Source organism: Anabaena sp. 4-3 (genome assembly GCF_001597745.1).
In the GTDB taxonomy this organism is placed as follows: Bacteria; Cyanobacteriota; Cyanobacteriia; order Cyanobacteriales; family Nostocaceae; genus Trichormus.
In genome coordinates this window covers 129,016-155,664 of sequence record NZ_LUHJ01000042.1, presented here as the reverse complement: position 1 = coordinate 155,664, position 26,649 = coordinate 129,016, and the positions used below count along the sequence as shown (strand labels likewise).

Annotated in this window: 21 protein-coding genes; 5 read left to right on the top strand and 16 right to left on the bottom strand. The window is 40.0% G+C overall.

All coding sequences use genetic code 11. From position 1 onward, the window contains the following. Window positions 1-72: 72 nt before the first annotated feature. A complete protein-coding gene (locus tag A3775_RS11875; RefSeq protein WP_066379800.1) occupies window positions 73-720 on the bottom strand; it encodes a histidine phosphatase family protein in 648 nt (215 codons plus the stop codon). A gap of 477 nt (window positions 721-1,197) precedes the next feature. After that, window positions 1,198-1,944: an ABC transporter ATP-binding protein gene (locus A3775_RS11870; RefSeq protein ID WP_066379803.1), complete on the bottom strand. Its 747-nt coding sequence runs from the start codon at window positions 1,942-1,944 to the stop codon at window positions 1,198-1,200. A gap of 115 nt (window positions 1,945-2,059) precedes the next feature. On the opposite strand from A3775_RS11870, the gene A3775_RS11865 reads away from it, so the two are divergent. After that, the gene (locus A3775_RS11865) at window positions 2,060-2,611 is read left to right on the top strand and encodes a Uma2 family endonuclease (protein ID WP_066379806.1); all 552 of its coding nucleotides are present in this window, start codon (window positions 2,060-2,062) and stop codon (window positions 2,609-2,611) included. Between the two features lie 107 nt (window positions 2,612-2,718). Here the strand turns inward: A3775_RS11865 and A3775_RS11860 are convergent, their stop codons facing one another. From A3775_RS11860 to A3775_RS11840, 5 genes are all read right to left on the bottom strand, one after another. Continuing rightward, window positions 2,719-3,510, bottom strand: coding sequence for an ABC transporter ATP-binding protein (locus A3775_RS11860; RefSeq protein ID WP_066379809.1), 792 nt, complete (start codon window positions 3,508-3,510; stop codon window positions 2,719-2,721). A 158-nt stretch (window positions 3,511-3,668) separates the two neighbouring features. Further along, window positions 3,669-4,595, bottom strand: a complete 927-nt coding sequence (locus A3775_RS11855) for a branched-chain amino acid ABC transporter permease (RefSeq protein WP_066379811.1) — start codon at window positions 4,593-4,595, stop codon at window positions 3,669-3,671. Between the two features lie 22 nt (window positions 4,596-4,617). Then, window positions 4,618-5,568 (bottom strand): branched-chain amino acid ABC transporter permease, encoded by a 951-nt coding sequence (locus tag A3775_RS11850; protein ID WP_066379818.1) that lies wholly within the window; start codon window positions 5,566-5,568, stop codon window positions 4,618-4,620. A gap of 179 nt (window positions 5,569-5,747) precedes the next feature. Further along, a complete protein-coding gene (locus tag A3775_RS11845; protein WP_066379821.1) occupies window positions 5,748-6,965 on the bottom strand; it encodes an ABC transporter substrate-binding protein in 1,218 nt (405 codons plus the stop codon). A gap of 220 nt (window positions 6,966-7,185) precedes the next feature. Continuing rightward, entirely contained in the window at window positions 7,186-8,220 is a 1,035-nt protein-coding gene (locus A3775_RS11840) for a PleD family two-component system response regulator (protein WP_066379824.1), read from the bottom strand. A 973-nt stretch (window positions 8,221-9,193) separates the two neighbouring features. Here A3775_RS11840 and A3775_RS11835 point away from each other — a divergent pair. Next, complete coding sequence (locus A3775_RS11835) at window positions 9,194-9,454, top strand: chlororespiratory reduction protein 7 (RefSeq protein WP_066379826.1); 261 nt, start codon at window positions 9,194-9,196, stop codon at window positions 9,452-9,454. Between the two features lie 72 nt (window positions 9,455-9,526). On the opposite strand, the gene A3775_RS11830 is transcribed toward A3775_RS11835, so the two are convergent. Both A3775_RS11830 and A3775_RS11825 read right to left on the bottom strand, forming a co-directional pair. After that, window positions 9,527-10,078, bottom strand: a complete 552-nt coding sequence (locus tag A3775_RS11830) for a DUF2854 domain-containing protein (RefSeq protein WP_066379829.1) — start codon at window positions 10,076-10,078, stop codon at window positions 9,527-9,529. Between the two features lie 145 nt (window positions 10,079-10,223). Then, the gene (locus A3775_RS11825) at window positions 10,224-10,352 is read right to left on the bottom strand and encodes a ribbon-helix-helix protein, CopG family (RefSeq protein ID WP_066379832.1); all 129 of its coding nucleotides are present in this window, start codon (window positions 10,350-10,352) and stop codon (window positions 10,224-10,226) included. A 50-nt stretch (window positions 10,353-10,402) separates the two neighbouring features. Here A3775_RS11825 and A3775_RS11820 point away from each other — a divergent pair, with 50 nt between their 5' ends. Together A3775_RS11820 and A3775_RS11815 are read left to right on the top strand one after the other, a co-directional pair. Next, a complete protein-coding gene (locus A3775_RS11820; RefSeq protein WP_197480137.1) occupies window positions 10,403-11,680 on the top strand; it encodes an RNA-guided endonuclease TnpB family protein in 1,278 nt (425 codons plus the stop codon). A 146-nt stretch (window positions 11,681-11,826) separates the two neighbouring features. Further along, the gene (locus tag A3775_RS11815; RefSeq protein ID WP_066379837.1) at window positions 11,827-12,009 is read left to right on the top strand and encodes a hypothetical protein; all 183 of its coding nucleotides are present in this window, start codon (window positions 11,827-11,829) and stop codon (window positions 12,007-12,009) included. Window positions 12,010-12,203: 194 nt separating this feature from the next. Here the strand turns inward: A3775_RS11815 and A3775_RS11810 are convergent, their stop codons facing one another. From A3775_RS11810 to A3775_RS11780, 7 genes are all read right to left on the bottom strand, one after another. Continuing rightward, window positions 12,204-12,620 (bottom strand): response regulator transcription factor, encoded by a 417-nt coding sequence (locus tag A3775_RS11810; protein ID WP_066379838.1) that lies wholly within the window; start codon window positions 12,618-12,620, stop codon window positions 12,204-12,206. 386 nt (window positions 12,621-13,006) lie between these two features. Beyond that, a complete protein-coding gene (ppk1, locus tag A3775_RS11805; RefSeq protein ID WP_066379840.1) occupies window positions 13,007-15,220 on the bottom strand; it encodes a polyphosphate kinase 1 in 2,214 nt (737 codons plus the stop codon). Between the two features lie 335 nt (window positions 15,221-15,555). Then, entirely contained in the window at window positions 15,556-18,678 is a 3,123-nt protein-coding gene (locus A3775_RS11800) for a carboxypeptidase regulatory-like domain-containing protein (protein WP_066425041.1), read from the bottom strand. A gap of 100 nt (window positions 18,679-18,778) precedes the next feature. Further along, window positions 18,779-19,675: a molecular chaperone gene (locus A3775_RS11795; protein WP_066425038.1), complete on the bottom strand. Its 897-nt coding sequence runs from the start codon at window positions 19,673-19,675 to the stop codon at window positions 18,779-18,781. A 122-nt stretch (window positions 19,676-19,797) separates the two neighbouring features. Next, window positions 19,798-20,361, bottom strand: a complete 564-nt coding sequence (locus A3775_RS11790) for a hypothetical protein (protein WP_066425037.1) — start codon at window positions 20,359-20,361, stop codon at window positions 19,798-19,800. 235 nt (window positions 20,362-20,596) lie between these two features. After that, window positions 20,597-21,217, bottom strand: coding sequence for a hypothetical protein (locus A3775_RS11785; protein ID WP_066425035.1), 621 nt, complete (start codon window positions 21,215-21,217; stop codon window positions 20,597-20,599). 130 nt (window positions 21,218-21,347) lie between these two features. Further along, the gene (locus A3775_RS11780; protein WP_066425033.1) at window positions 21,348-24,062 is read right to left on the bottom strand and encodes a pre-peptidase C-terminal domain-containing protein; all 2,715 of its coding nucleotides are present in this window, start codon (window positions 24,060-24,062) and stop codon (window positions 21,348-21,350) included. A gap of 1,081 nt (window positions 24,063-25,143) precedes the next feature. Between A3775_RS11780 and A3775_RS11775 the strand changes: the two genes are divergently transcribed. Then, window positions 25,144-26,544: a cell wall metabolism sensor histidine kinase WalK gene (locus A3775_RS11775; RefSeq protein ID WP_066379863.1), complete on the top strand. Its 1,401-nt coding sequence runs from the start codon at window positions 25,144-25,146 to the stop codon at window positions 26,542-26,544. Window positions 26,545-26,649 lie beyond the last annotated feature (105 nt).

Genomic DNA, 26,649 nt, shown 5'->3' with positions numbered 1-26,649 from the left:
TTTTGAATTTTGTAGGCTTGCCTTCCCGTAGGGTATTTTGAATTTTGAATTGATTTGTCCCCAGTCCCCATTTCAAGCAAATCGAATAACTTCCTCTATCTGGGTTAAATGAGAAGTGTCTCCCTTTAGTTCTAGCAACCATTCGGGATCGCGACGTACCACTTTAACTACAGAACATAAAGAAGCTTTGACTTCAGATTTAGCGATTTCCCCGACTAAACCCATTGCGCCCCCTAGTACAGACGCGCCGTGTGCTACTAGCAAAATATCATGAGGGAAGAACTCATTGGCCAAGCATCTGGCAGTTTGTCCTGAACGGGCGCGTACTTGTTCGTGAGTTTCGGGATACTTAGCAGCAATGCGGGGTGTATAGCTAGTATCAATTCTGGGGAATAATTCTGCTAGGGCTGGAGTGGAAAGTTTTTCTGGTTCTTCCGTCATCCATTCAGGATTTAGCCATTCACTCAACCCTGTTTCTAGTTTAATCGGCAAATCTAAAACTTCTGCGACAGCGTTGGCTGTTTGTACCGTTCGCAGAAAGGGAGAAGCAAAAATATGGGTGATTTTTTCGTCTTTTAACCGCCTAGCTAGCTGCTTGGCTTGTATAAAACCATCTTCAGACAGAGGAGGATCGTAGCGTCGTTCTGCGGTGAGAAACCAATCAGGATTTACAAAGTCGAGACGGTTGGCGTGTCTTGCGATCCAAATTATTTGACTCATGGGTTTTTTAATTTAAGCGAATTCCATTCGCATCTACACACAGATAGACACCCAACAAGACGGGTGCAAACCCAATATAGGACAAATTTTGTAACCTTTCGTAATAGTTAGATTGATTTGTGGGTAAAACAACCCACACAGGAGGCATAGGGCAGGAGGTTAGACTATATTGGCGTTACCTACTTAAGAGATAGAATATACTATTTTCAAGTTTACATTTGCGTCTTTATGGTTGCTCACAGTTTTACTGATTATTTTGATAAATCTCTGCATATTGATTGCCCTAAAATGACTCTAATAAACGAATTAATAAATTCACAAAAAATACAGGACAAGTAATTGAAATAATGTAGAGACGTTGCATGCAACGTCTCTACATATTCCCCCCTTCCCTTGTAGGGAAGGGAGGCTATGGGGGTTAGGTTAGAAAGATTGAGGCGATAATAACAATATTTTGTAAAAACTTCTCACAAATAATTATCCTAAATAAGCTTGTTTCACCCTCTCATCATTAATTAAATCTGAAGCTGCACCAGTTAAAGTAATAGAACCAGCTTCTAAAACATAACCTCTATCAGCAATTTGTAAAGCTAAATTAGCATTTTGTTCAACTAATAAAATAGTCACACCTGTAGCCCGCAAATTTTCAATAATTGCGAAGATTTCCCGCACAATTGCAGGTGCTAAACCCAAACTCGGCTCATCTAATAATAATAGTTGAGGTCTACTCATTAAAGCACGGGCGATCGCTAACATTTGTTGCTCACCACCACTAAGAGTTCCTGCTAATTGATGGCGGCGTTGTGCTAACCTGGGAAATAACTCAAATTGTTGTTGAATATCAGCTTTAATTTCCGCTTGATTCGAGCGAATATAAGCACCCAAAACTAAATTATCTAAAACTGTTTGCTTCGCTAAAACTCGCCGTCCTTCAGGACAATGAGCCAACCCTAACTTCACCACCTCATGAGGTTGACGACGGGTAATATTACGCCCATTATAAATAATTTGCCCATTCAGAGAATTAACAATTTTAGATATGGCTCTTAGTGTTGTAGTTTTACCTGCACCATTAGCACCGATTAAAGTAACAACCTCACCCTTTTTAATAGTTAAATTAATCTTTTTCAGGGCTTGAATCCCGCCATAATTAACATCAAGGTTCTGTACCTCTAAAATTACAAAATCTTGCCCATCATCATATCGGCGTTCATCGGCGTTCATCGGCGTTTAAGAAAAATTAAATAATTACACAAAACCTAACATACATCAATATCAGGTTTTTGCAGTAAGTTTAAAATGAGAAAATATCCAGAGTCATTGAGAGGAATCAATCGCCATGACTATGATTATCGCCAAGTGGACGGTTGAAGAATATCATCGCATGATTGAGGCTGGGATTTTAAGTGATCGCCAAGTTGAACTACTGACAGGAGAAATCATTGAAATGTCCCCAGAAGGAGAACCCCACGCTTACTGTAGCCATGAAGCAGCAAACTATCTCAGCAGTTTGTTAGGTGACTTAGCTACCATACGTCAAGCCAAACCTATCACCTTACCCAATGATTCCGAACCTGAACCGGATATAGCCATTGTCCAACGTTTAGGACGGGAGTATCGAGAACATCACCCCTATCCTGAAAATATTTTCTGGGTGATTGAGTATGCTAACTCTAGTTTAGACAAAGATTTAGAGATAAAAAGTAAAATTTATGCCCAAGCAGGTATTTTAGAATATTGGGTTGTGAATTTGCAAAAACTCCACTTAATTATATTTCGAGACATCTTAGATGGAGAATATGCGACAAAACAAACATTTTTAACCGGAACAATTCAACCGCTTGCATTCCCAAATGTTACTGTTGCGGTGGAAAATATTATTAATAAGTGAAATATATTAAGTAAGTAGGCTTAATTAATTGTTAGAGAGTGGAACAGGCTTCTAGCCTGTTGACGGGCTGTGCGGCCCATCCCACATTTTATATTTAATTGCAACGCTTATTCATTACCTAAATAAGCGTCAATTACAGCCGGGTCATTTCTCACTACGGATGGTTCACCCAAAGCTATCAATTGTCCAAAATCTAAGACGGCAATTCGGTCACATAAGCCCATGACTAAGGGGACATGATGCTCAATTAAAATGATAGTTAAATTCAAGCGATCGCGCAAATCCCGAATAAAATCACTAAGCTGTAATTTCTCACTGGGATTCATCCCCGCCGCAGGTTCATCCAGGAGTAATATTTGCGGTTCCAACGCTAACGCCCGTGCAATTTCTAAGCGACGTTGATCACCATAGGCAAAATTTCGAGCTTTTTCATCGGCGCGATCGCTTAATCCCACCATCTCTAATAATTCTAACGCTTTCTGTCTACTTTTCGCTTCTTCTTGCGGTGCTGGTGGTAAGCCGAAAACCCCTGTTATTATATTACTATTAGTATGTAAATGTCTGGCAATTATCACATTTTCTAAAGCTGATAATTCCCCAAACAAGCGAATATTTTGAAAAGTCCGAGCAATACCTAAATTGGCAATTTGATGAGAACGCAATTGAGAAATTGCTTTACCTTGATAAATTAATTCTCCGCTAGAAGGCGGAATTAAAGCAGTAATTAAATTAAATAGTGTAGTTTTACCAGCACCATTAGGGCCAATTAACCCAAAAATTTCATATTTATTCACAGTAAAAGATACATTATTTACCGCCACCAACCCACCAAAACGGCGAGTCAATGACTGGGCTGTTAAAATACCTTGGTTTTTATCTGTCGTGATAGTTTGGGACATCGTTAAAATTGCATATAGTTTCTAATATTTCAGGTTGATACACATCTTGATAACATTTTTTGTAGGGTGGGCATTGCTGGCAATTTGCTCAAACCTTTAGTTTTACGTTATTGGCAATGCCCACCTTAAACTTATTGAGAATGGAGCAAGATATGACTTTATTTACTTTTAGCTTTACCGATTTTAAAAATATCAGGAGTTATCAAACCTTGAGGGAAGAAAATAGTCCCGATGACTATCAACAAACCAAAAATAATCAATCTACCATCCCGGAGAAATTGCGCTAACCAATCAGGTAAACCACCAGTATCAGCTAAACCACGTAAAACCTCTGGTAAGGCTGTAAATAGCATACCACCTACGACCGCACCTAAAAAAGTTCTTGAACCACCAATTAACACAAAAGTCAAGTAAATAATACTAGCGTCAAATGTACCTTGTCGTGCATTCCAAGTGTTAAGAAAGTGCGCGCTAACTGCACCGACAACTCCGGCTAAAATTGACCCCAACGTAAAGGCTAAAACTTTATAATAAGTGGGATTAATTCCCATTGCTCCGGCTGCTAATTCATCTTCGCGAATAGCTGTGAAGGCTCTACCAACTCTTACTCGTTCCAAACGATAAAATAGCACCATACTAATTAATAGTAATGGTAAGGCAATCCATAAATATTCGATTTGGGTTGAGAAAGGTTGAGGGATAGCGAAAATTCCCACCGCACCGCCTGTAATTTCTAAATTCAGGGAAAGAACGCGCAAAATTTCTACAAATGCAATTGTAGCTATTGCTAAATAAATTCCTCGCAACCTTAAGGCGGGAATTCCGACAGCTATCCCCAATAAACCAGAAATTACCCCAGCAATTAACATTTCTAATAACAAGAAATGAATCGGGAATAAATCACTACTGGCTGTAAAAACTTTGGTTGATAAAATCGCCGCAATATAACCACCTAAAGCATAAAATCCAGGACTGGCTAAAGATAATTGTCCAGCCATTAATGGTAAATACAGTGATAGTCCGAGTAATGCTCCTAATACCATTGAGACAATTAGCGAGCCGTAGGTAGAGAAAAATTCAGCCATTTTTTATTTACTATTCACAGTTTTACACTTTTTGGACAAACTTACGACCTAGTAAACCTTGGGGTCTAACTAATAGCATGACAAATAAAATGCCAAAAGCTACAGCGTCTTTATACCCAGAGAATTCCGCCGGAACTAGGGCTTCCACTACACCAATGAGTAAACCCCCCAGCACCGCACCGGGAATACTTCCTAAACCACCTAAAACAATTACCGCCAAACCCCGCAACCCAAAGGCGATACCAAAATAAGGGCCTGCTATACTAACGCTAGAAGCTACCAAAGTACCTGCTACCCCAGCCAGAAAACTGCTGATAAAAAATGTGAAGACAATGAAGCGATCGCTATTGATACCTAATAAACTAGCAGTAGTTGCATCTTCTGCGATCGCTTGCATCGCTTTTCCGTATTTCGTGCGATTAATAAAGTAGGTGAGGATAGCCACAATTACCATCGACACCACAAAAATAATCACCTGCACACTCCGAATAGGAATTGGTTTCGCCGCACTCCCAAAATTAATTGCTGGTGGTAAATTCCCAAAAGTATTAGCAGGAAATGTATAACTTTCTGCACCTACCAAATATTGAATTAAATTCACAATTACCACCGCTACCCCTAAGCTAGACACCACCGTTAGCAAAGGATCAGAACCTTTCACCCGCAAAGGTTTAAAAGCGATGCGTTCCATTCCTACCCCCACCAAACCAGCCAAACTACTGCCAATAATTAAAGCAATAGCAAACGGTAAATTTAGCGGTAGCTTTGCATTAGCTAACAAACCATTAAATCCAAAAGTACCACCCATGAGTGCATAGGTAAAATATGCACCCAGCGTAAAAATTGCCCCATGAGCTAAGTTGATAATTCCCAAAATCGAATACACCAACGTATAACCCAAGGCAAAAATTGCATAAACACTGCCAATAGATAAACCATTCAACAGTTGTTGTAAAAATACACTAACATCCATGAAATTCCTTGATTTTTCATTTGTTTGTAGTAAGCGGCTCTAGCCCTTAGCCTATAAAAATTCATCAATTAAATTAGAGTGCTTTGTCAAATCCATTTTAACCCTGAGAGAGACGTGATAAATCGCCGTCTCTACAAAAACCTAACTTTCAATTATTCCTTGAATCGTCACCATAGCAACTATTTCAAAAATGCAAACTTACCCTGATTTCCATCCTTTTCCATTTTAATTTGGGCGACATAAAAATCTTTCTGTACCACCTCACCCACAGGAGTAAAACTAATTTCTCCTAATGGTGTATTATATTTACCAGCCAGCAATTGCTTATTTAATTCTGTTCGCAATTGAGGTAACTGTAATGTATTGACTTTACTCTGATTATCTAACGCTTTGAGAGCATCTACATACACCTGCACGGCTGCAAAAGCTTGCGCGCTAAATTGGGGAGGTTCTTTTTTAAATTCATCTACATAAGCTTGGCGAAAAGCGGCGTTAACTTCACCAGGATGTTCTGGGCTGTAAGCTTGAGCAATTAACACCCCATCACACAAAGCTTTACAAACTGGGAATACATTAGAAGTATTTAGCCCATTTCCCCCGACAATTAAACCTTTATAACCTAGTTCTCGCAATTGTCTAACTAAGTTACCACCATCTGCGGCTAACCCAGAAATAATTACTAAATCGGGTTTTAAATTAATGGCATTGGTAGCTTGGCTTTGAAAATCAGTATCAGTGGTTTGAAACTTCTGCACTGTGACTAATTCTAAACCTTGCTCTTTTACAGTTTTTTGAAAAATTTCGGTTTCTGACTTGCTAAATGCGTCATTTTGAGCAAAGAAAACAGCGACTTTTTTAATGTTAGTATTTTGTTTGAGTGCAGCTTTCACAGAATTAGGTGCAACTACAGAAACAGGTGCAGATACACGGGCAATATAATCACCGATTTCTGGTATACCTTGAGCCGTATTTGATGGCCCTAACACTGGAACTTTAGCACGTTCGGCGACAGGGTTGGCACTAAAGGCTTGTTGGGATAAAGTAGGGCCGACAATACCCACAACTTTATCTCTATTAATTAAACTTTGAAAAGCATTAATTGTTCCGGCTTCATCTCCAGCCGTGTCTTGAAATACTAATTTAATGGGTGTACCATTAACGCCACCTTTATCATTAAAATATTTTTCTGCTATTTTAGCTCCCGCTACTTGTTCTTGTCCCAGTAACGCCACATTACTGGTTTGGGCGACAGCGATACCAATGGGAATAGCCGCAGATGTGTTGGTTGTATTTGTGGCGTTAGTTGGAGAATTATTTGTAGAGTTACCACCACAGGCTGTGATTAACAGAGCGCAGGTAGATAATAATATTGTTGTGCGAGGTAAATGTTTTTTCATCTGTAAATAGTTATGAAGTTCTGCAAGAATTAGTAAAAACTAATAGTAATTGTCTACGTGTGTAGGTGATACCTTTCTACAGAGACATTTACAAGAGTTTTATTAAAACATTATTTTTGGACAAAAGTACAGTCACCCATCCAGCCACCTATCCAGCCTAGTAAAATAAGCACTAAATCAGACTAAAATTACCGGATATTTTAGAGACTGCTGTCAAACTTCAATATTCAACAGAGAACTGACAAATGCGATTACGCCCTTGGGCTTTTGCTTCATAAAGAGCTTTATCTGCTGCGGCAATTAAATCTGAAGGAGCAGATTTCCAACTGGGTATGATAGTAGCTACTCCCATACTCAGGGTGACGTACTGGCTAACAGTAGATTTTTCATGGATAAGGCGTAAATTGCTAACGCCAGTGTGCATAGAACTAGCAACGTGAACTGCTCCGGCTGAGTGGGTATATGGCATAATCACAGCAAATTCTTCTCCGCCATAACGCGCTACCAAATCCCGATGTTTTTCTGCTTTATTACTTAAAACAGTACCTACTTTTTGTAAACAAACATCACCAGCCGGATGTCCGTATTGATCATTATAAAATTTAAAAAAGTCGAGATCACACAAAATTAGCGACATCGGTGCTTCTTCTTGTGCTAGGTTAATCCACTGGGTATTCAGATAATTGTCAAAACGACGACGATTAGCCAAGTTCGTCAAACCATCCACGTTAGCAAGCTGCTGCAAAGCTAAGTTTGCTTCTTCTAACTGTTTATAAATTTGTGCTTGTTGTAACAGTCGGCGTAAGCGTTGACGCAACACAGCCCAGTTAATTGGTTTAGTCACATAATCTGTTGCACCTGCTGCAAAAGCACGATCTACAGATTCCTCATCATTTAAGCTGGTAATCATCAATATAGGTGTGCGTTCCCATATTTTGGAGATGACTGTACTACCCAAACCAGACTCAGTATCCAGATTTGCCAGAGATGAGATTAAGTTATTCCTAGCTATTTGGAGTAGTTCCTGACAGCAAGTAAAGCCATCCATTTCCGGCATCACAGCATCTAGTAAGACTATATCTGGTTTGACAATTTTATAAGCATCTAAACACTGTTTACCATTTGTTACTTCAACTACTCGATAGCCTTCTTGTTCCATTATTGTACGCAACATTTTTCGGATGGTATTGTCATCATCAGCCACCAAAACTACAGGAGGTTTTTTAGGAATAGAATATGGGCTTATGCCTGACATGAGTTGCGTCCCACCAAAATTAACAGAGTCTTGAAAATGAGCAAATATATGAAAATATTGCTACTTAACTACATCAGATGTCAGCAAAATTTCTGATAAGTATTTTAAAGTTTATATCATTAATTCATTAAAGTTTTTGTCAAGAAATTAGGTACATATTTTCAGTGAAATCCATGAAAATACTCAGTAATTTTCTGGTTGAATAATTCTGATAGCCTGTCAATTGAACTGGTGCGATCGCCTATAGTGACTGATTTAGGTATCGTTGAAACCAATTGGCAGAAACAACACAAATGATTTACTAATTTCAACTTAATTTTTGCTAATAAAACCAACATAATTTTATTAGTTTGCGTTATCAAATCCTAGAGAAACTACAGGGCATTCTTACCTGTTGATTGATTTATAGTCAACCTCATTCATATTACATTTATACCCCTCAAATCACATATTTTAATTGTTATTTTCCGTAAACCATCATAGGCAAGGCTGGTTTATTGATTAATTTAGTGACTTAAGTTACTAAACTGCAAAATAACTTTATCACTAAATTATACTTAAAAGCCAGTCCAGACCAAATCTCGCTTGTTAGCGCAAAGCTTAGTCAAACGAGTGAAAACAAAGTGATTAGCTCAACATTTTTGGTTAATTACATTGATTTTATAAAACTATTACCATGTTACTAACATTACTTTATGTTAAGTTATTTTTCCGGTTGATTTCCGTAAAATTGCTGTAATTCACCAAATCTTTATCAACGAAGGCAAAATTTAAGTAAATATTCTTATAAAATGTAACTTATTCAACACTAATTTTACTTGATAATTACGCAATTAATTCCAGTAGCGTCACCCCAAGCTATGTCATTTAGTAGACAAATTTCTAGGTTGTCTACAACTCTGATAAATGTTTCTGGAGTGAGAAATATACTAAACTACAAAAATGGTCATTTACTAATAAATAAGTTTTACCTATGCCAGATCCATTAATGTACCAACAGGATAATTTTGTGGTTTTAGAAACCAATCAACCAGAACAGTTTTTTACGGCAGCCGAATTATTAGACAAACTCAAGGAGGAACTCCAAAAAATCGCTGTTAATGATTTACCACTAGAGTTACAACAATTTAATTCTGTGGAGGAGCAAGCCCAACATTTAATAGATACAAGTTGCGAGTTGGATGTTGGTGTTGGCAAATATTTGCAGTGGTATGCAGTGCGGTTAGAAAAATAATTGTGTTAATAGTCATTAGTCAATAGTCATTAGTAACTGACTGTTGACTGTTGACTATGGACTAACAGGGAATTAAGCTGCTGGTGTGGTAATCAGTCCTAATTCAATTTGACTATCATCTACTGCTGTGATTTTAACATCTACTCCCGGCCCAAAATATTTAGTCATTTTTTCTTGTTTTTGTTGCCAATTGCTGATGGGTATTAATGGCGAATCAAATTCTAAAATTAAAGCATAAGCACCATTAATTTCCGTTTCTCGTAAACCCGTCAGTGTTGGCCGTTCTTCATCTGTGGGACTTAAACCCAGATAAGTCAGTGCGCCATCTAAATGAGCATTCTGCCCATAGCAATATCGAGTTACATCTTTACGGATTTTATTTTGAGTTACAGTGGCTTGCTGCTGACGTAAGAGTAAAACCGGGGGTGTTGTTGGTTGACTGAAGGGGATGGGCTTGAGTTCGTTAGCTTTGAGTGCTAAACCTCCCAGCAGTAAAGGAAAGCCGTAAAAAAATCCCACGAGATTGAGTGTGGCGTTGTCAGCAGCGTAAGCAATAAAGCCGATAATCACCAATATGCTGCCGACGCTTAAACCTAGGGTTCCCAAAGAAAGTTTGCCTAACATGATTTGAGGATAGTATAAATTCTTAACACATCAATTTTTATTATAAAGGTTAGCTTGAAAACCCCTGAGAAACAGCAACGCAGTTGCGCCTTTCGTGCTGTCTTCCAGGGGATGAAAAGCACTCTTGCTGGTTTTAAAGAGCCAGTCAAACATCTTTTTCTCTAATCAATCTTTTGACCGCAGAAGACAAACTGACTCCCCAATTAGCTGCTATTTTTTCTAATTTTTCTTTTTCAACCTCATCTAAGTACACAGGTAAAGATTTCTTTTTCATACGTGACAATAATATCAAAACAATATTACTGTACTATCATTCGCTCTTGAATGACAAGTAAAATGTACGGATGCCAACAAGTATTGCTTTCTCCAGACAAGGAATTAAAAGCAATACTAGAGTTCATTTGTTCTGAATCAAATAAACTGACCAACTGTGCAATTTACTATGGCAGGCAGATTTGGTTTAAGTGTCATGGTTATTTGGGTAAGTTCGACTTAATTAATGAGTACAAAACTAACCCTCACTACCAAGTGCTACACTCACAGGTTGCACAACAAGCTTTGCTATCCGTCAGAGAAAGTTTTAAGTCTTTCTATGAACTTGATAACAAGTATCGTAAGGGCGAGCTAGAAGATAAGCCAAAATCACCAAAATACAGAAAGAAAGGAGGTTTGTCAGTTGTTAGCTACCCAAAGCAAGCATTAAAGCTGGTAGATAATCAAATTCAAATCCCACTAGGATTAACTGTTAATCGCTGGTTTGGCATAAAGAATTTTTTAATTACAATGCCGTCCAATATTAAGTTTGAGGAGATCAAGGAGTTAAGAATACTCCCCCGCAATGGCTGCTTTTACGCGGAGCTTGCATACAAAATTAAGCCTGTTTCAGTAAAACTAGATTCAAAACTAGCCCTTGGCATTGACCCTGGTGTAACTAATTGGTTAACCTGTGTTTCCAATCTAGGAACAAGCTTCATTGTGGATGGGCGAAAACTTAAAAGTCTAAACCAGTGGTACAACAAAATAGTATCTAAATTGAAAGAAGGTAAACCCCAGGGATTTTGGAGTGAACGATTAGCTCACATTACAGAAAAGCGAAATCGTCAGATGAGGGATGCTGTTAACAAAGCAGCAAGAATTGTAATTAACTACTGTATTAGTCACAGGATTGGTAATATTGTTTTTGGCTGGAACAAAGGCAATAAAAATGGTATAAATATAGGCTCTCAAAATAATCAAACTTTCGTGCAGATACCTACTGCAAAATTAAAAGGGAGAATAGCTCAACTTTGTCAAAGTTACAGTATTAACTTTGTAGAGACTGAGGAAAGTTACACTAGCCAATCTAGCTTTTTGGATGGCGACATTGTACCTGTATTTGGCAACAAGCCAGAAGGGTGGAAGTCGTCAGGCAAGCGAGTGTTCAGAGGTCTTTTTGTCACATCCAAAGGTATCAAGGTCAACGCGGATCTCAATGGATGTGCGAATATTTTGAGAAAGGTAAAAGAACAGCTAAATCTAGATTTAGCCGAGACTATTAGGGGACTTTTGACCATCACAATAGCGAGTAAAAAGCATCGTTTAGCCTCTGTATACCGAAATTAGTGGCGGCAGAAGCCTATCGCGTGCGGTTGGCTGAATGCAGAACTTTGGGGTAGTCTGTTTTAGCAGCACAGACTGGGCAACATACGGGCGATCGCTACTGATATCAGTTACATTGAAACTTAGACATAGTATAAGGATGAGCAAAAATGGATCTACAGACTCTCAAAGAACGGATTGCAGCCGTTGCAAGTAAACGCGAGTATCTACTGAGCCTTCTAGAACAACCCAACCTGGGAATTTTGAGAGTGGATGTGAATCAAGCTTTAGAAGAACTCGATGAGTTGATTGAAGAATTTAAACGCACTATTCCCCAAACCGATAATAATTAAGCTGCACCAACAATTGTTACTCCCCCGACTCCGAAAGCGGCTTGTATTCGGGGGATAATTGATTGATTAGACGCAAATAACAGTGCAAAATTTGGTTTTGATACAATGAAACCTGTTGTAATTTGGCATTTTTAGGCGTAGCTGTTAATTAACGCTACGTCAACCCGTAGAGTATTGGGAATCTTGAATTGGTGTTACTGGGAAATTGAATTATCTCCTGCACGTTTTCCCAATTTCTTTACCAAAGACACAAGTTCATTAGTCGGGACATCCTTTTTGCAAACACCATCAAAGATAGGCTTTACCTTGGTATCTGGTGAGTTCACATCTTCTACTGAGGAATAAGCCAATATTTGAGTGTGAGGAGAGATAGCTTTAATTTGACTAGAAGCACTCCAACCATCCATCACTGGCATCTGTAAATCAAGAATAATCACATCAGGATGGCAGTCTTTTACCATTTGTATAGCTTCTTGTCCGTTACTAGCTAGACCCACTACTTGAATATTTTCCTGAGAGGAAAAAGTCAATTGTAGAGTTAAGCGAGTCAAATCGTGATCATCAACGACTAGAACACGTAAGTTAGAGGACTCACAGGACAACATTAACATTCTGGTAACTTGGTACAATAACTCTATAGTTTATGGTGATAAGTACCAACAATTACTCTATCTTATGGTTGAATAATTCCTGCTGCAATATGAAAATATCAAAATAAAAATCTCCAAAATTAAAGATTTAGAAAAAATTGGTTTTTCTGATGACAATTTGGGAAACCTAAATATATATTTGCATCATGTCAGCAGTTTGTGAACAAGAATTTAGGAGTTCACAGAGTCAGAATGCCACCAAGAAAAAGTTAGTCCAGAGACAACCTAGACTCTCAACTTTTCACTCTGAAGATGGCAACCCTTTGGGGATGTGGCTACATCCACCATCTTGAGAGAATAACCTATAGTCAGTGATGTAAAAATTGCATAATGATTGCTTTGTGATGTTAGCTATCAGTTGGCGAGAAACTTTTATTGGCATCAATGAGATTAGCAGTTATACCAGTTGCACGTAAAGCCATATTCATCAGCGTTACTTGAGAGTTGGCTTCTGGACATTCATCACCAGGACGACGTTGAATATACTTACCATCCGCTTGTAAATCCCACGCTTGACGATTATCTGCCAGCATAATTCCTAAAACTTCTTGCAAATCTTTAGCAATATCTGGGTCTTTAATCGGGGTAATGACTTCTACGCGTCGGTCTAAGTTGCGGCGCATCCAATCCGCACTGCCAATATAAATTTCCTCTTGTCCATTGTTGTAGAAGTAATAAATGCGGGAGTGTTCTAAAAAGCGTCCGACGATGCTAATCACGCGAATATTTTCGCTGATGTCTGGTAGCCCAGGACGTAAACAACAAATTCCCCGAATAATCAGGTCGATTTTTACTCCAGCGCGGGATGCTTCGTATAAGGTGGCGATGATTTTGGGATCCACAAGGGAATTCATTTTAGCTACAATCCGCCCTGTTAATCCATTCTGTACATTGGCGATTTCGCGGCGAATTAATTCCAAAAAGCGATCGCGCATATTCACAGGTGCAACTAATAATTCTCGATAGGTTTTTTGCAAGGAGTATCCTGTCAAGAAATTAAACAAATCTGTAATATCCGCACCTAATTCTTCACGACAACTAAACAATCCTAAATCTGTATATAGTCTGGCCGTTTTTGGGTTATAATTGCCAGTACCTATATGTACATAACGACGGATGCGGTCTTTTTCTCGCCGCACCACCATCACAGTTTTACAATGAGTCTTCAGACCCACTAAACCATAAACAACGTGTACCCCTACCCTTTCTAATCGTCTCGCCCAGTAAATATTATTCTCCTCATCAAACCGGGCTTTTAATTCCACCAACACAGACACCTGTTTGCCATTTTCCGCCGCCGCAATTAAGGCATTAACTATGGGCGAATCTCCAGAAGTACGGTATAATGTCATTTTAATCGCCAACACATTTGGGTCATGGGCGGCGTGGGTAATGAAGCGTACTACTGTCGCTGAAAAAGATTGATAAGGATGGTGTACTAATAAATCTTTTTCCCGAATTACACAAAAGAAATCTTTTCCTTCTTCCAACTCTAGAACATCTGGGTCTAAGCTGGGTTCTTTAAGTCGTTGCAACCGCACAGGTACTACAGACTGGCGTGGTGGTTCTTTGAGTTCTGGTAATGGTAAGGACATAAAATACATCAAGTCGCGCAGTCCCAACAAACCATCTACTTCATAGACATCGTTTTCTGTCAAGTCTAAGTCTTGTAATAATCTGGTGCGGATTGGTTCAGGCGTTTGGGATTGAATTTCGATGCGTACAGGATCGCCACCGATGCGCCGTTTCCTTAGTTCTTGTTCTATGGCTAATAACAAATCATCGGCTTCGTCTTCTTCCAAAGCTAAATCAGCATCGCGGGTGATGCGGAAAGGATGATATTCCTGTATATTCATGCCTGGGAACAGGGAATCTAAATTATGGGCGATCGCCTGTTCTAAGGGTATACCTGTCCAGTTAGCTGGTTGTCCGTTTTGCTGAATTCCCAACTCTGGCGGTAACGGTAAAAATCGCGGTAAAACATGGGGAACTTTCACTCTGGCAAAAAATTCTTCTTCTGTCTCCGGGTTTTTCACCAAGACAGCCAAATTCAGGCTGAGATTAGAAATGTAGGGGAAGGGATGACTGGGATCAACCGCTAAGGGAGTCAGAACTGGGAAAATTTGGTCTTCAAAATAATTATCTAAATACTTGCGCTGCTTTTGCGTCAAGTTAATATAATCCAAAATATGGATACCGTGTTTAGCTAACAACGGCCGAATTTCTTGCTCAAAATGTTGATGCTGCTTTGTGACTTGGGGTGTGAGAGTCAGCCGAATATCGTTTAACTGTTGTTGCGGTGTGCGTCCATCGGGTGTTAACTGACCAACTTTTGCTTCTACCTGTTGCTTCAAGGCTGCCACCCGCACCATGAAGAACTCATCTAAATTAGAACTGAAGATGGCTAAAAACTTTAGACGTTCTAAAAGCCGTGTGCGTTGATCGCAAGCTTCATGTAAGACGCGATTGTTAAATTCTAACCAGCTTAACTCGCGGTTAATATAATATTGTGGTTCGTTTAAATTAATTGAGGTAGAGCTTTTTTTATTAGATTTAGGCATGGCGATCGCAGGCTAGCCTGATGCAGCCCATTCAGCTGGTGAACAATACACATAGTAAATGAAATCAGGCATCAATCAATTCAAAATTCAAAATTCAAAATTCAAAATTGTTGATAGTTGACGGTTGACGGTTGACGGTTGACGGTTTACTGGGTAAAAATTCTTCTCCTCCGCTTCCTCATCTCCCTCATCCCCCACCCTGCGGGTGAATCCTACGGATACGCTGCGCGAGCGCGTAGCGTCTCTGTTCGCGGAGCGTCCCGTAGGGAAAGAGAAGCAAGCTACATCCCCCTCATCCCCCCAATCCCCAGTCAAGAGTCCCCAATCCCCAATCCCTACTCTGCTATTTGCTGGACTGCTGCGGAAATTGGCAATCGCAAATTCTGCTCATAGATGAAATCGTTGCTAATTGCTACATCTAGCTTGGGTAAACTCTCACTATTGGTGATATTTTCTTGATTTGGAACTCGCAGTGTATACTTACCAACAGGCAGACCATCTACACGATAAAGACCAAACTGGTCAGTCGCGGCTGTAGAAACTCGTTTACCTTCAGCATCAATCACTTCTAGTTCTATATATGGCATTGGCTGACCGGAAACATCAGTTATTCTACCTGCCATTCCGTATTCTAGGCTGACAGGGAAATTTAACTGAGTCACAGCCCCACCAGCTACCTCCGCCACTATCGAAGTTTTTCGCAAGTTAATTTCCAGTGGTAACTCATTGGGGTCAAGTTGAACTACATAATTGCCTTCTCGCAAATTGCCAACAAAGAAGTTACCTTGAGCGTCAATGATTGCACCGCCAACGCTGCGACCACGATTATTATAAACCTGGATCAGACCGCCACTGAGGTCTAGACCATTTCTGCCGCCTTCTACAAATATTCTGCCAGCGATCGCACCCCTGTCTTTACTAACTAAACTAGACTCAGCCGGTCTGATCCTACCACCAGCAAACGATAAATCAGAGATTAGTGATACAGTCAGACGCTCATCAGTAGTCTCACCTAGAGTGTTTTTACTTCTAGAGGGGATACCTTGATAATCAATAGACGCGAATAAGCCCGGCATTATCCGCATACTAGCACCTACAAACGGGCCAATTTCCCCTTCTCGATATCCCAAACCTAACCGCCAGCTTAAGCCAGATAAACTGGGTGCGCTGCGACTAAATATCAGAGTGTAACGAGTAGCTAAATCGCCCCCTGATTCAGTCCCCAACGATAAGCGATACTGACGAGTTAAGTTATAACTAAAATCTGAGGTATATATATCGCCATAGGTTTGAAACGACAGCCTAGATTTGTTCGTCGGTTGATATGCAGCACTAAATACATAGTCGCCAACGTAGTTAGGCGAACCTCTAAAAGATAAGTTAGAAGCGGCACGGAGGAAAAACGTTGGTAAAATATAGCTACTATCTGTGTTCTGATTTTGGTAGGCGCGGGCAATCAATCCCAAGTTGAAAGCATCACTAAACTTATAGTTGACATCCAGGCTATGATTTTCGCGATCGCGTCCATTACTGCTGTTAAAAGTTGCTAAATATCCCTGGGGATAAAACTCAGAAGTCCCCAAAATCCGCAAGTTATTTAACCTAAAATCTAAATCTGCTTTGTAAGCCACCTCACCATCCGCAGTCCCCACATTAGCAGCTAAAATTAACGGCCCAGCCAAACGCCAAGCAAAACCAGCTTGTGCTTGAGTAGTTTCTGGAAGTACCTGGACACCAGCTTCCAAAGTTAAATCATTAGAAATCCCTTGACGTACTTGATAGAACCCTGTAAATCGCCCTGCCTGATTAGAACCAAAATCATCGAATAAATTATCTTGTAACCAGTTACCAGTCACACCTACACCAGCTAACTGCAAATTACCACCAGATGGTAATAATAAATCGGAAGAATTTAAGGTTAAAGAACGAATTTCTACAGGAATAGATAAGTTACTGCGATCAAAAACCAACAGTTCAATTTCACTGGTTTGACCTGTTGGTAAACGTACATCCTGAAAATCGTATTCTCCACTCAAACCCACCTGTTGTTGGGCTACTACCACCCCACCAATTCGTAACCTCACCAAACTAGCCGGCGGCACTACACCACGAAATCCTTGCGTTGGCTGAGAACGCCGGGGTAAAAGTTCAGATGCACTAGAATTGGGAGTAAACCGATCTTCAGGTATGTTTGTATAACCAAACTGCAACCCTGTGAAATTCACCCCTGACAAAACCGGATTTAATGTTAGTTGCTGTTTACCAATCTGATAAAGAAATGACCCTGAGCGTTTAAAGTAAAAATATTCAGTCAGATTAGGTTGATCAACAAAATTATTCTCTACACGTAAACGAACTGCACCACCAGCTAACCGCCCTCCCAACAGGGTAGAACTGCGCCAACTTGTCTTACCAGAATTATTGTAATAGTTTAATTCTTGTCGTAAACTCGATAAACCATTGCTAGGAGCTTTCACTTCTGGTTGCAAATCCAGCACTCTATCTCTAGAGGATGCCACACCTCTCAACCAAGGAAAATCAACATTTAAAGTCAGTTCTGAAGCTTTAATTTCTATATTGGTGAGTAATTTCTCTTTTAAGAACCTATCACTAACGTAAGTTATACCATTAATTTTTTTTAAGTCTGTTTCTGTAAGACTGACTACACCTAAAGGTGTTTTAATGCGAGATTCAGCATCAGTTTTTTCCAGATCTAACCCTGTAATTTGGACAAAATCTTCCAGGGGAATTAAGAGAGTATCGCCCTCTGGTATAACTTCTACGCTCCCGACTTCACGCTGATTTACTATTACTGCCAATAATAAACTTTTGGCTCCTGCTAACAGGTTTTTCAGTTGCTCGTTAGTTGTCAGATTAATTTTATCTATAGCAGTTTTATTTTCTTGAGCAACTACATTATTCTCATTTTCTGGTTTTTTCTGCTCAATAACTATGTTGTTTGCCGTATTTGTTGTAGCAGCATCTTTGTTGACTGCTGTCAATGTATTTATTGTGTTACTCTCAACAGCATTTTCAACAACTAAGGATGGTGTTGACGTAGGTACAATAACTGAATCTTGTAATTTATTGGCTGGATAATCGTGAAAATTTTCAATCTCTGTTTTTGCCGAGTCTATATCTGAAACAGGGTTTTGTTGCACTCCTGCAACATCAACTTGAATAAGCTCTTGTTTATTCAGATTGTTAGCATTTTCACTCACAATCAAGCTTGGTTGCTCAACCTTTTTACTCAATACCTGTTGATAACAAGTCTGTGGTAAATTATGAGTAGCAAATTCCGGCGGTAAAGTTTCTGGTGAAGTCGGTGTTGCTAGAGTTCCCGCAATTACTTTATGTTCTTGGCTAACACTAGCATCTAATTTTTTTTGGCAAGAACTATCTTCTGATTTAATAATTATTGCGGTTTCTGGGGGAGGTGTCGCAGGTTGGTACAACATAGATTAAAGCAAACAAATTTCTATAAGTAGCCTCAACATCTTCCCGGCTACAAAAACATGGTTGGGAAGGATAAAAAACTAGCTTTTGAACTTATCAAACCTATCTACTCTGTAGATGATTTTTTAATAAATCTTTAACCCTTTGAGAATTTGGTTGAGTGCGATTATTCGGCTTGACATTATTATTTGTCGGTACAGTAAACGGTATGCCTTGATTAATCGCCACACCACTCAAATCTCCGTTGATATCCAACACATAATTACCAGGAGGTAATGTTTTATTGATGGGTAAAACAATCTGACGGCGATTATCAGGTAAAACTGGGGTGTCGGGTAAATTACCAGCAGCCAGCAGATTTTCTGGCAATTTTGAATTAGGCTTGCCTAAATTACCTATGGGTTTTGTCGCTTCTGCACCTGGATATTGAGCAGCTGGCCAGATGCTATATTGACCATTGAGCCTCACAGAGCTATTACCTTGGCTGGAAACATCAAAAATAGCTCGCAATGCTTTGGGTTTTGTGTCTACAGAAACAGAATTCAACACCCCATTGCGTTTAACATCTCCCACATACCCATAAACAGCAACCCCTACTCTGCCAATTATTCTCACCCCTTTGGATTTGGAGTTAGCCTGTGGAACTTCTTCAATCAACAGCATCGCTCGATGTTCACCTGGTTGGGGTTGAACACGGGGACGAATCGCAAAGCGCACAGTTTGAGAACCACCTGCTGGAATTGTAAATCTAGCTGGTGTGTAGACAATCCACTGCTCTAAAGATTGCTCACTCGGAGGAAGTGTTTCCACTCTATTATTTTCATTTAAAATAAAAGAGCGGACACTAACTTGCACTTCCACTGGACGAGAATCTTGGTTAATGACTCTAATAGTTTGAGTCCGTGTTTTGTTGTTATTTATCTTGACCTCAAATCTGGGGGGAGTCACACCAACATTAAGTGCTGTAGCCGGAGGTATACTTAAAGCCAATGTCCCCATTAAACCCAAGACAATGCTTGAAGATGTTGCTAATTTATTTATCAATTCTCTCACTGTCACACACCACAAATAGATTAACTTTAATTTAATTATCTTTTGCTAATTTTGGGTTTTCAACACAACTAACGCCGATCCACTTTTACCGTTAATTCCCCAGCATAATTACCCGCTATTGGGGTATTAGCAATGTCGATTGTTAAACGAAATCCACCTTGTACCAAAGCTGTGTTACTGTCGGTGTCGCGGGAAATTTCTACAATAGGTAATGGCTCGATCACAATCGGTAGGGCAGCATCAGAACGCTGTTCATTGGTGACAGCATTATCCTTGCCGTTCTCGGCTTTAAGTTCGTAAGTGGCATAAAGTGAATCTACCTCGTCTACAGGAACACGTATCTGCCAAATATTTGGATATTCCCGCACAATCGAGGTATTAAACGGTGGAGGTGCAGATAAGTCTCCCGAATGCTTGACTGTATCGCTGCGGCTAGTAATGGCAATTTCTGACGGGTTAATGGGAGGAATAGTCAGCTTTTGGGGAATAGCTAATTGGTAAATTTCTATAGGTGTAATTCCTGAGAAATATTGGGCTGAAGCTTTCAGTTGGATGCCAATCAAAATAGCAATGCTCGCGCCCAAGCAACCAAGGAGGTAGGATTTATAAATTTTAATTTTGTCCCATGACATATTGCTCAATGTCTCACACCTAAGTCATGTATAATAATTGTTTTTCTGCTACAACTTAAGTTTTTTCTTTGTCAAAAATTGGAGTTGTATCAGGTTAACACCCCCATATTTCAGGGGGTTGGGGATAGATTTAGGTCACTAAATCAGGTGCGTCATGGTAGGAAAGTTTGTTTTTGACTTGCGAGGTTTGAGGCAAACTCTTTCTACCCATGCCACCACAATCAAGCTTCACAATCTATGGTCTGTAGGCTTCGACTGTGATAACACCTGTGTAGCTTCCAGCAGTGATGTTATCGTCTGACGCTACAAGGTTCAATGTAATATCTTGAGCAGTGGCTGTAACTAGACCCTCAGCACCAATACCTGTGCGTGGGTTAGCACCAACAACGTCAACACCCACAGTTGCAGGTCCAGGTCCAGCAAATCCACTTGCAGGAGTGTCGACTTGTACGTCGTAGGTGCCTGTGGGAGAATTAGACCATACTATGTAAGCACTGGTAATGGTTTTGTCCACACCTGGACCTGCGGGATCTGCAAATCCTCCTGCAAATGGAGATGCAGTATCAACACTATCCGCAGGGCTTTCAGCTGTATCATTGTTGGGACCAATCAAAGCAGGAGGGTTAGTTCCTGCTACTGGGGTTAATGTAGCACCAGTCAAATCAGCCGCAGTGATTTCTAAATCAATATCAGCAATTGTTCTGAGATACAGAACTTCTGGAACGCTGACGTTAACGGTAATGTCGCTGGTGGGACCTGAACCTTGAGGAATTTGTGCATGAGCAGGAGCGGAAACAATTGCGCCACCTAAAGCAGCAGCACCGAAAGCAGCTAGAGCTAAAAATTTGTTCTTCATAATCGAAGACATCTCCTTAAAATTTTGTGTTTGTGTCAATTTGTGTTGACTGTGAGTAAATATCGTTCAATCAATCACGAGTTAAATTTGGTTTGTTGATATGGATTTTGAGTTTTAACAATCACCTCCTTTAAATTACGTACAATTCTGTGTTATCAGCCCCGTCTGTAGCGGTGAAGAACAGCTTATTACCAACGACAGTGAGCCAATCAGGGTTAGCATTTTGTCCAGAATAAATGTTGCTAGCCTGAATTGTATTTAGCTCTGTGCCGTCACTGAACCACACCTCCCGACTGGTACCATTTGAAGCGGCAAAGGCGAGGGTACCATTGAAATTGACAAGGCCAGTGGGAAGACTATTAGGGCTACCAGATGAGATATCCTTAATTCTGTTTGTATTTATACCATCTGTTTTCCATAGCTCTAAACCAGAAGTTGTATCATTTCCAACAAAATAAAGCGTATTTCCTACAGCAGTTAAGTAGATAGGCCCTAAGCCTAAATTGGGTGCTTGTCCATCAGTTCCAATTCCCACTGTTCCCGCAGCAGTACCATCACTCTTCCACAGTTCCAAGTTAAAGTCATTGTCGCTATCTGTGACAAAGTACAAAGTATTACCAACTGCTGTGAGTCTGTCTGGAGCGTAGGAATTATCACCGGGGGTAATATCTTTGAGCAAGCTGGCTGTAGTACCGCTTTGATACTGCCATACTTCATGACCACTTGTGCCATTGTTGGCGGTGAAGTACAAAGTATTACCAACTACTGTCAAACTGCGTGGAGTTGAGCTAGTAACACCGCCAGCAGTAATCACTTGTGTACCAGCTATAGAACCGTCAGTTGACCACAGTTGACTGTTATTTTGGGCTGTGAAGAAGAGGCGATTATTAAAAACCGTGGTATGGGTGGGTGTGCCATTAGTAGCAAAACCAGGGTTAATGTCTACTAAATTCAGGCTTGAGCCATTATAAACCCAAAGTTGTCTGGTGCTGCTACTATCGACGGCGGTAAAAAATAGTTGGTTCCCAACCACAGTCAAATTACCTGGATCAGAATTACCAACACCAACATTAATATCACTAATCCTATTTACCGAAGTACCGTTATATTCCCACAGTTCCCTACCATACGTGCTGTCACTGGCGGTAAAGTATAATCTGTTGTTGAAAACTACTAAGTTACTTGGGTGAAAGCTAGTGTTATTACTCAGTTTGGTGGTTGTATTACCGTCACTGCTCCATAATTGGACACCATTTACACCACCATCATCAGCAGTAAAATATAGTGTATTACCCAATGCGGTGAGGTTGGCAGGGTTAGAACTACCAGTCGAATTAATGTCTTGTACTAATCTCGCTTGTGACTGTGCTGTGAGATTCAAATCATAGAAGGTATTAGCTAACCCAGATGTATAGACACGAACAAAGTATGTACCTGCATCCAGGGTAGCGTTAATACTTTCATTACTATTCCCCGGTTGGTTAGATATAGCGATTTGTGTACCGCCACTGTTAAGAAGTTGCACATCTGCATTAACTAGCTGCAAATCTGGATAGTTACTCGAAATATTCAGAGCAAGGCTGAACTCAGAAGTTGTATTTACAGTGAATTTATAGTAATCATTAGTGTCTATATTGCCTACAAATTCACTGCGGGAGATACTACTATTTAAGCTCCCCAAATCCAGTGCTGTGCCTGTCTCGTTGGGTGCTTGATCTGTGCCGATGGTTTCAGCAGATGCACTCAAGGTATATTCAGCTGTCGTTGCCGAACCACGGTTAACTAAGATGTTGTAAGTACCAGCAGCCAAGCTGATCCGAACTGCATCTAAGGCTGTTCCCGACTGGGTTGAGCTGATAATGTTACCACCAGTTGCATTTTGCAGATATAAGTTGGCATCGGCTGTCAGGGATGTGAATCTGATATCTACTAGAGATGCTTCATTTAAGGTGAACTGGTAATAATCGCTAGTGTCTCCTAGGCTGACTTGATCTGATATGTCATAAGGTAAATTAATGGCAGTAGCAGTTCCAACTGTGTTTCCCCCTTCGTCTGGTGGGTCGGCGGTAAAGCTAAAATCTAACTGATAGTTACCCGGATCTGAGGAGGAGTAAGCCCGGATATAGTATGTACCAGCAGCAAGACTGCGATTAATTGACTCTGATGTTGTTCCAGCAGTATCACTGCGTTGAAGAACTGAATTGGCACTATTTCTGAGTTCAAGATCAGCATAGAGAATATCAGTACCATTCAGACTACTCAAATCGATGTTAACTGTGCCACTGTTGGTTATTGTGAAACTGTAGTAGTCGTTTGCATCTTGAACTTGACCTGAGCTACTGACATAATCAGTTATGGGAGTGATACTACTTGTAGTGCTGAATGTACCAATATTTCTGGCGTTGGCAGTTGTATTATCGTCTATATTGGTTTGCTGAATAGCTTCTGCGGAGAGCCGAAGATTATAATCGGTGGCAGTTGAACCGAATGGAATAAAGGCCTGTGCGTAAAATACGTTACTTGGTGTATCCGCCAAGCTAAAACGTATTCTCTCTGGATCAGTTCCAGTGTTGCTAGAAGCACGCAGGGAGCTACCAGCACTATTTCGCAGGAACAAATTAGCATCAGCAGTTAGTCCATCCATTTCTAAGGTGACTATACTAGAACTGCTGATAGTGAATCTGTAATAATCCGATAGATCAGATGGAGTTAAACGGCTAAGACTTTCTTGAAATAAGCTTGGTGTGCTGAGGAGAGATCCACCAATATAGGTTGCAGTGTCTAGGGCTGTGGATGTGTTACTACCCGGATCGGGGAAGGGTGTTGTTCCGTTGTAAGTTCCCATCTTTGTTTCCTTGGTATTTTTATAAGTTCGACAATTAAGATTGCCAACGATTTACAGGATTGCCGCGTTAATTAGCACAAATTAATTGTCATCACTCAACCATAGTTAACCATTAGTTATGTCAAAACCAGGTTTGCTGGTGTGGAGTTGCAACCTAAGCAGAATTTTAATATTCCATTATGTGAATTTACGGCTTTGTTCTGGCTGGATAAATGGGAAAATTTCTCAATTTGAGTATCTATCCCATTAACAAGATGTTTTTATATTGTTAGGAGTTGTTTTATATATTATTAGGTTGCTGGTATCTGAGTTGCTAGTCAAGGTGTAGAAGTAGAATTTTTGTCATGTATGAATTTATCCTGATTTTCTGAGTAACTAGATTCTTTTTCACAAAATTTAAACTGACTCCGGAAGATATTTTTTTATCTTTCTGGCTTTTTGTTTTCTCTGGACAGTTTCCTCACATTTCAAGTGCATCTAGAATTTAACTTTTATGCTAAAAACTATGCTTCCGTGGAATTACTTAAAAATGCCAAGTTTCATCATGAAATTGTTAAATTATTTTAAATAGGATTAATCTTTTTTGGTAGGTATAAAATAAATGGTAGGATTAAATATTTTTTTGCAAAGATTACTAGAACAAAATCAGATAATCTGTGGGAAATACCGAGATGAGATTCCATAGCTGGAATCGAGGGGAATAAAATCACCCTCCCTGAGAAAAAGAGAGCATAAACGCGCTTTTAGCCTAATCAAAACTTAACAAACGCATTTCTTCGCAAACCGTCAAAATTAAATTTGCTGAACAACTACTTTCATCATATTAAACTGGACTTACGCAACTGGCATAATAGTAGGGTGGGTCAGATAACAAAAATACATTTATTTATTGACAGCATTTAAGCATTCTAAAGCACCCTACAAGACATCTTTAAGGTGACACTTGCGTAAGTCCTATCCAAGATAAAATGATGATGGGATAAATCCCCGACTTCTTCGAGAAATCGGGGATTTGGGTATGACGTGTTTTTAAGTTGAGCTACTTATAGCTACTTATATATGCTTTTGGTTGAGTTGCGATATGTTCCAAGCTACTCGTCGCCGTCTGGCTATCTGGTACACTGCTGTCACTGCTGTGCTGCTACTGCTGTTTGCTAGTGGTGTGTATTTATATGTGCGTAGTACGTTAATTGAACGCATAGATGATACGTTGAATCATGTGGTGGAAATAGTCGAGCGTTCTTTAGTGATTGAGCCAGTGAAGGGCGACGCTGAACAATTACATATTAATGTAGAGGCGAGTTTTCGCAACAATGCCCAGACGGTAGAAGATGACCATATTGATTTAGAATGGTTTAGTCCGACTGGTGAGTTAATCTGGTCTACTTTTTCTGAGCCTCTAAATGTTCCCATTCACAGTAACCGCACTGGTGAAACCGTCCACATACCCAAGGCAGCATCACAAACATGGGAAGATTCAGAGTTGTTATTGCGACAAGTTACGCAGCGCGTAGAAGTGGGACGACAGGTTTTAGGATATCTGCGTGTGAGTCATCCTTGGTTTGAAGTGACTAAACCGAGTCGTCAGTTAATTTTTGATTTAGCGTTGGGTACTGGTTTAATGGTGCTGTCTGTGGGTTATTGCGGTTGGTTCCTTTCCGGGAAAGCGATGGAACCTGTGGGGGAATCTTACCAACGTCTCAAACAATTCACAGCTGATGCTTCCCATGAGTTGAGAAGTCCGATTACGTTGATTCAAACGAATGTGCAAGTGGCTTTGGCTGATTTAGACTTAGCACCAGCCGAAGCTAGTATGTCAAAAAACTATCGACAACAGTTGAAGGTGGTGGAAAGGTTAACACAGCGTTTGGGCAAGTTAGTCAATGATTTATTATTCTTAGCACGCCAAGATAGTGGCATGAGCAAAGATGGTTTTGCAGATTGTCCGTTAGATGCTTTGCTGATGGAGGTGGTGGAAGAACAACAACTGCTTGCTACAGACAAAGCTATCTCGCTAAATTTGCATTTGGTAGATCCTCCCGCTTCGGAAACTAGCGCAGAGTTGTTAGAAAATTGGTTTACACTCTGGGGTAATTGGGATCAATTGGTGCGGTTGTTTACTAATTTGATTGGTAATGCTTTGCAATATACCCCAGGCGGTGGGGAGGTGAATGTAGAACTAGGACGCATAGATAAAATGCGCTACAACGGTGCGGCATATTTGCAAGTTAAGGTAAGTGATACTGGCGTAGGGATTCCATCTGAGGCGTTACCTCGATTATTTGACCGTTTTTATCGTGTAGATCCGGCACGTACCCATAAAACCGGGAGTCTGGCTACAGACAGTGCTACTGGTTCAGGTTTGGGGTTAGCGATCGCTCACGCTATTGTCGAACATCACCAAGGTCAAATTCAAGTAGAAAGCACTTTAGGCAAAGGTACTACTTTTATTGTCTGTTTACCAATAACTCTTGAGTCTTAATTCTATATTCAATAATTGTTTCCTGTGATAGATGAATTCTCCTCACTTGCACTATTAATTTATTAAGTAAAGCTTGCATTGTTTACACAAAACCTCTAGAGGAAG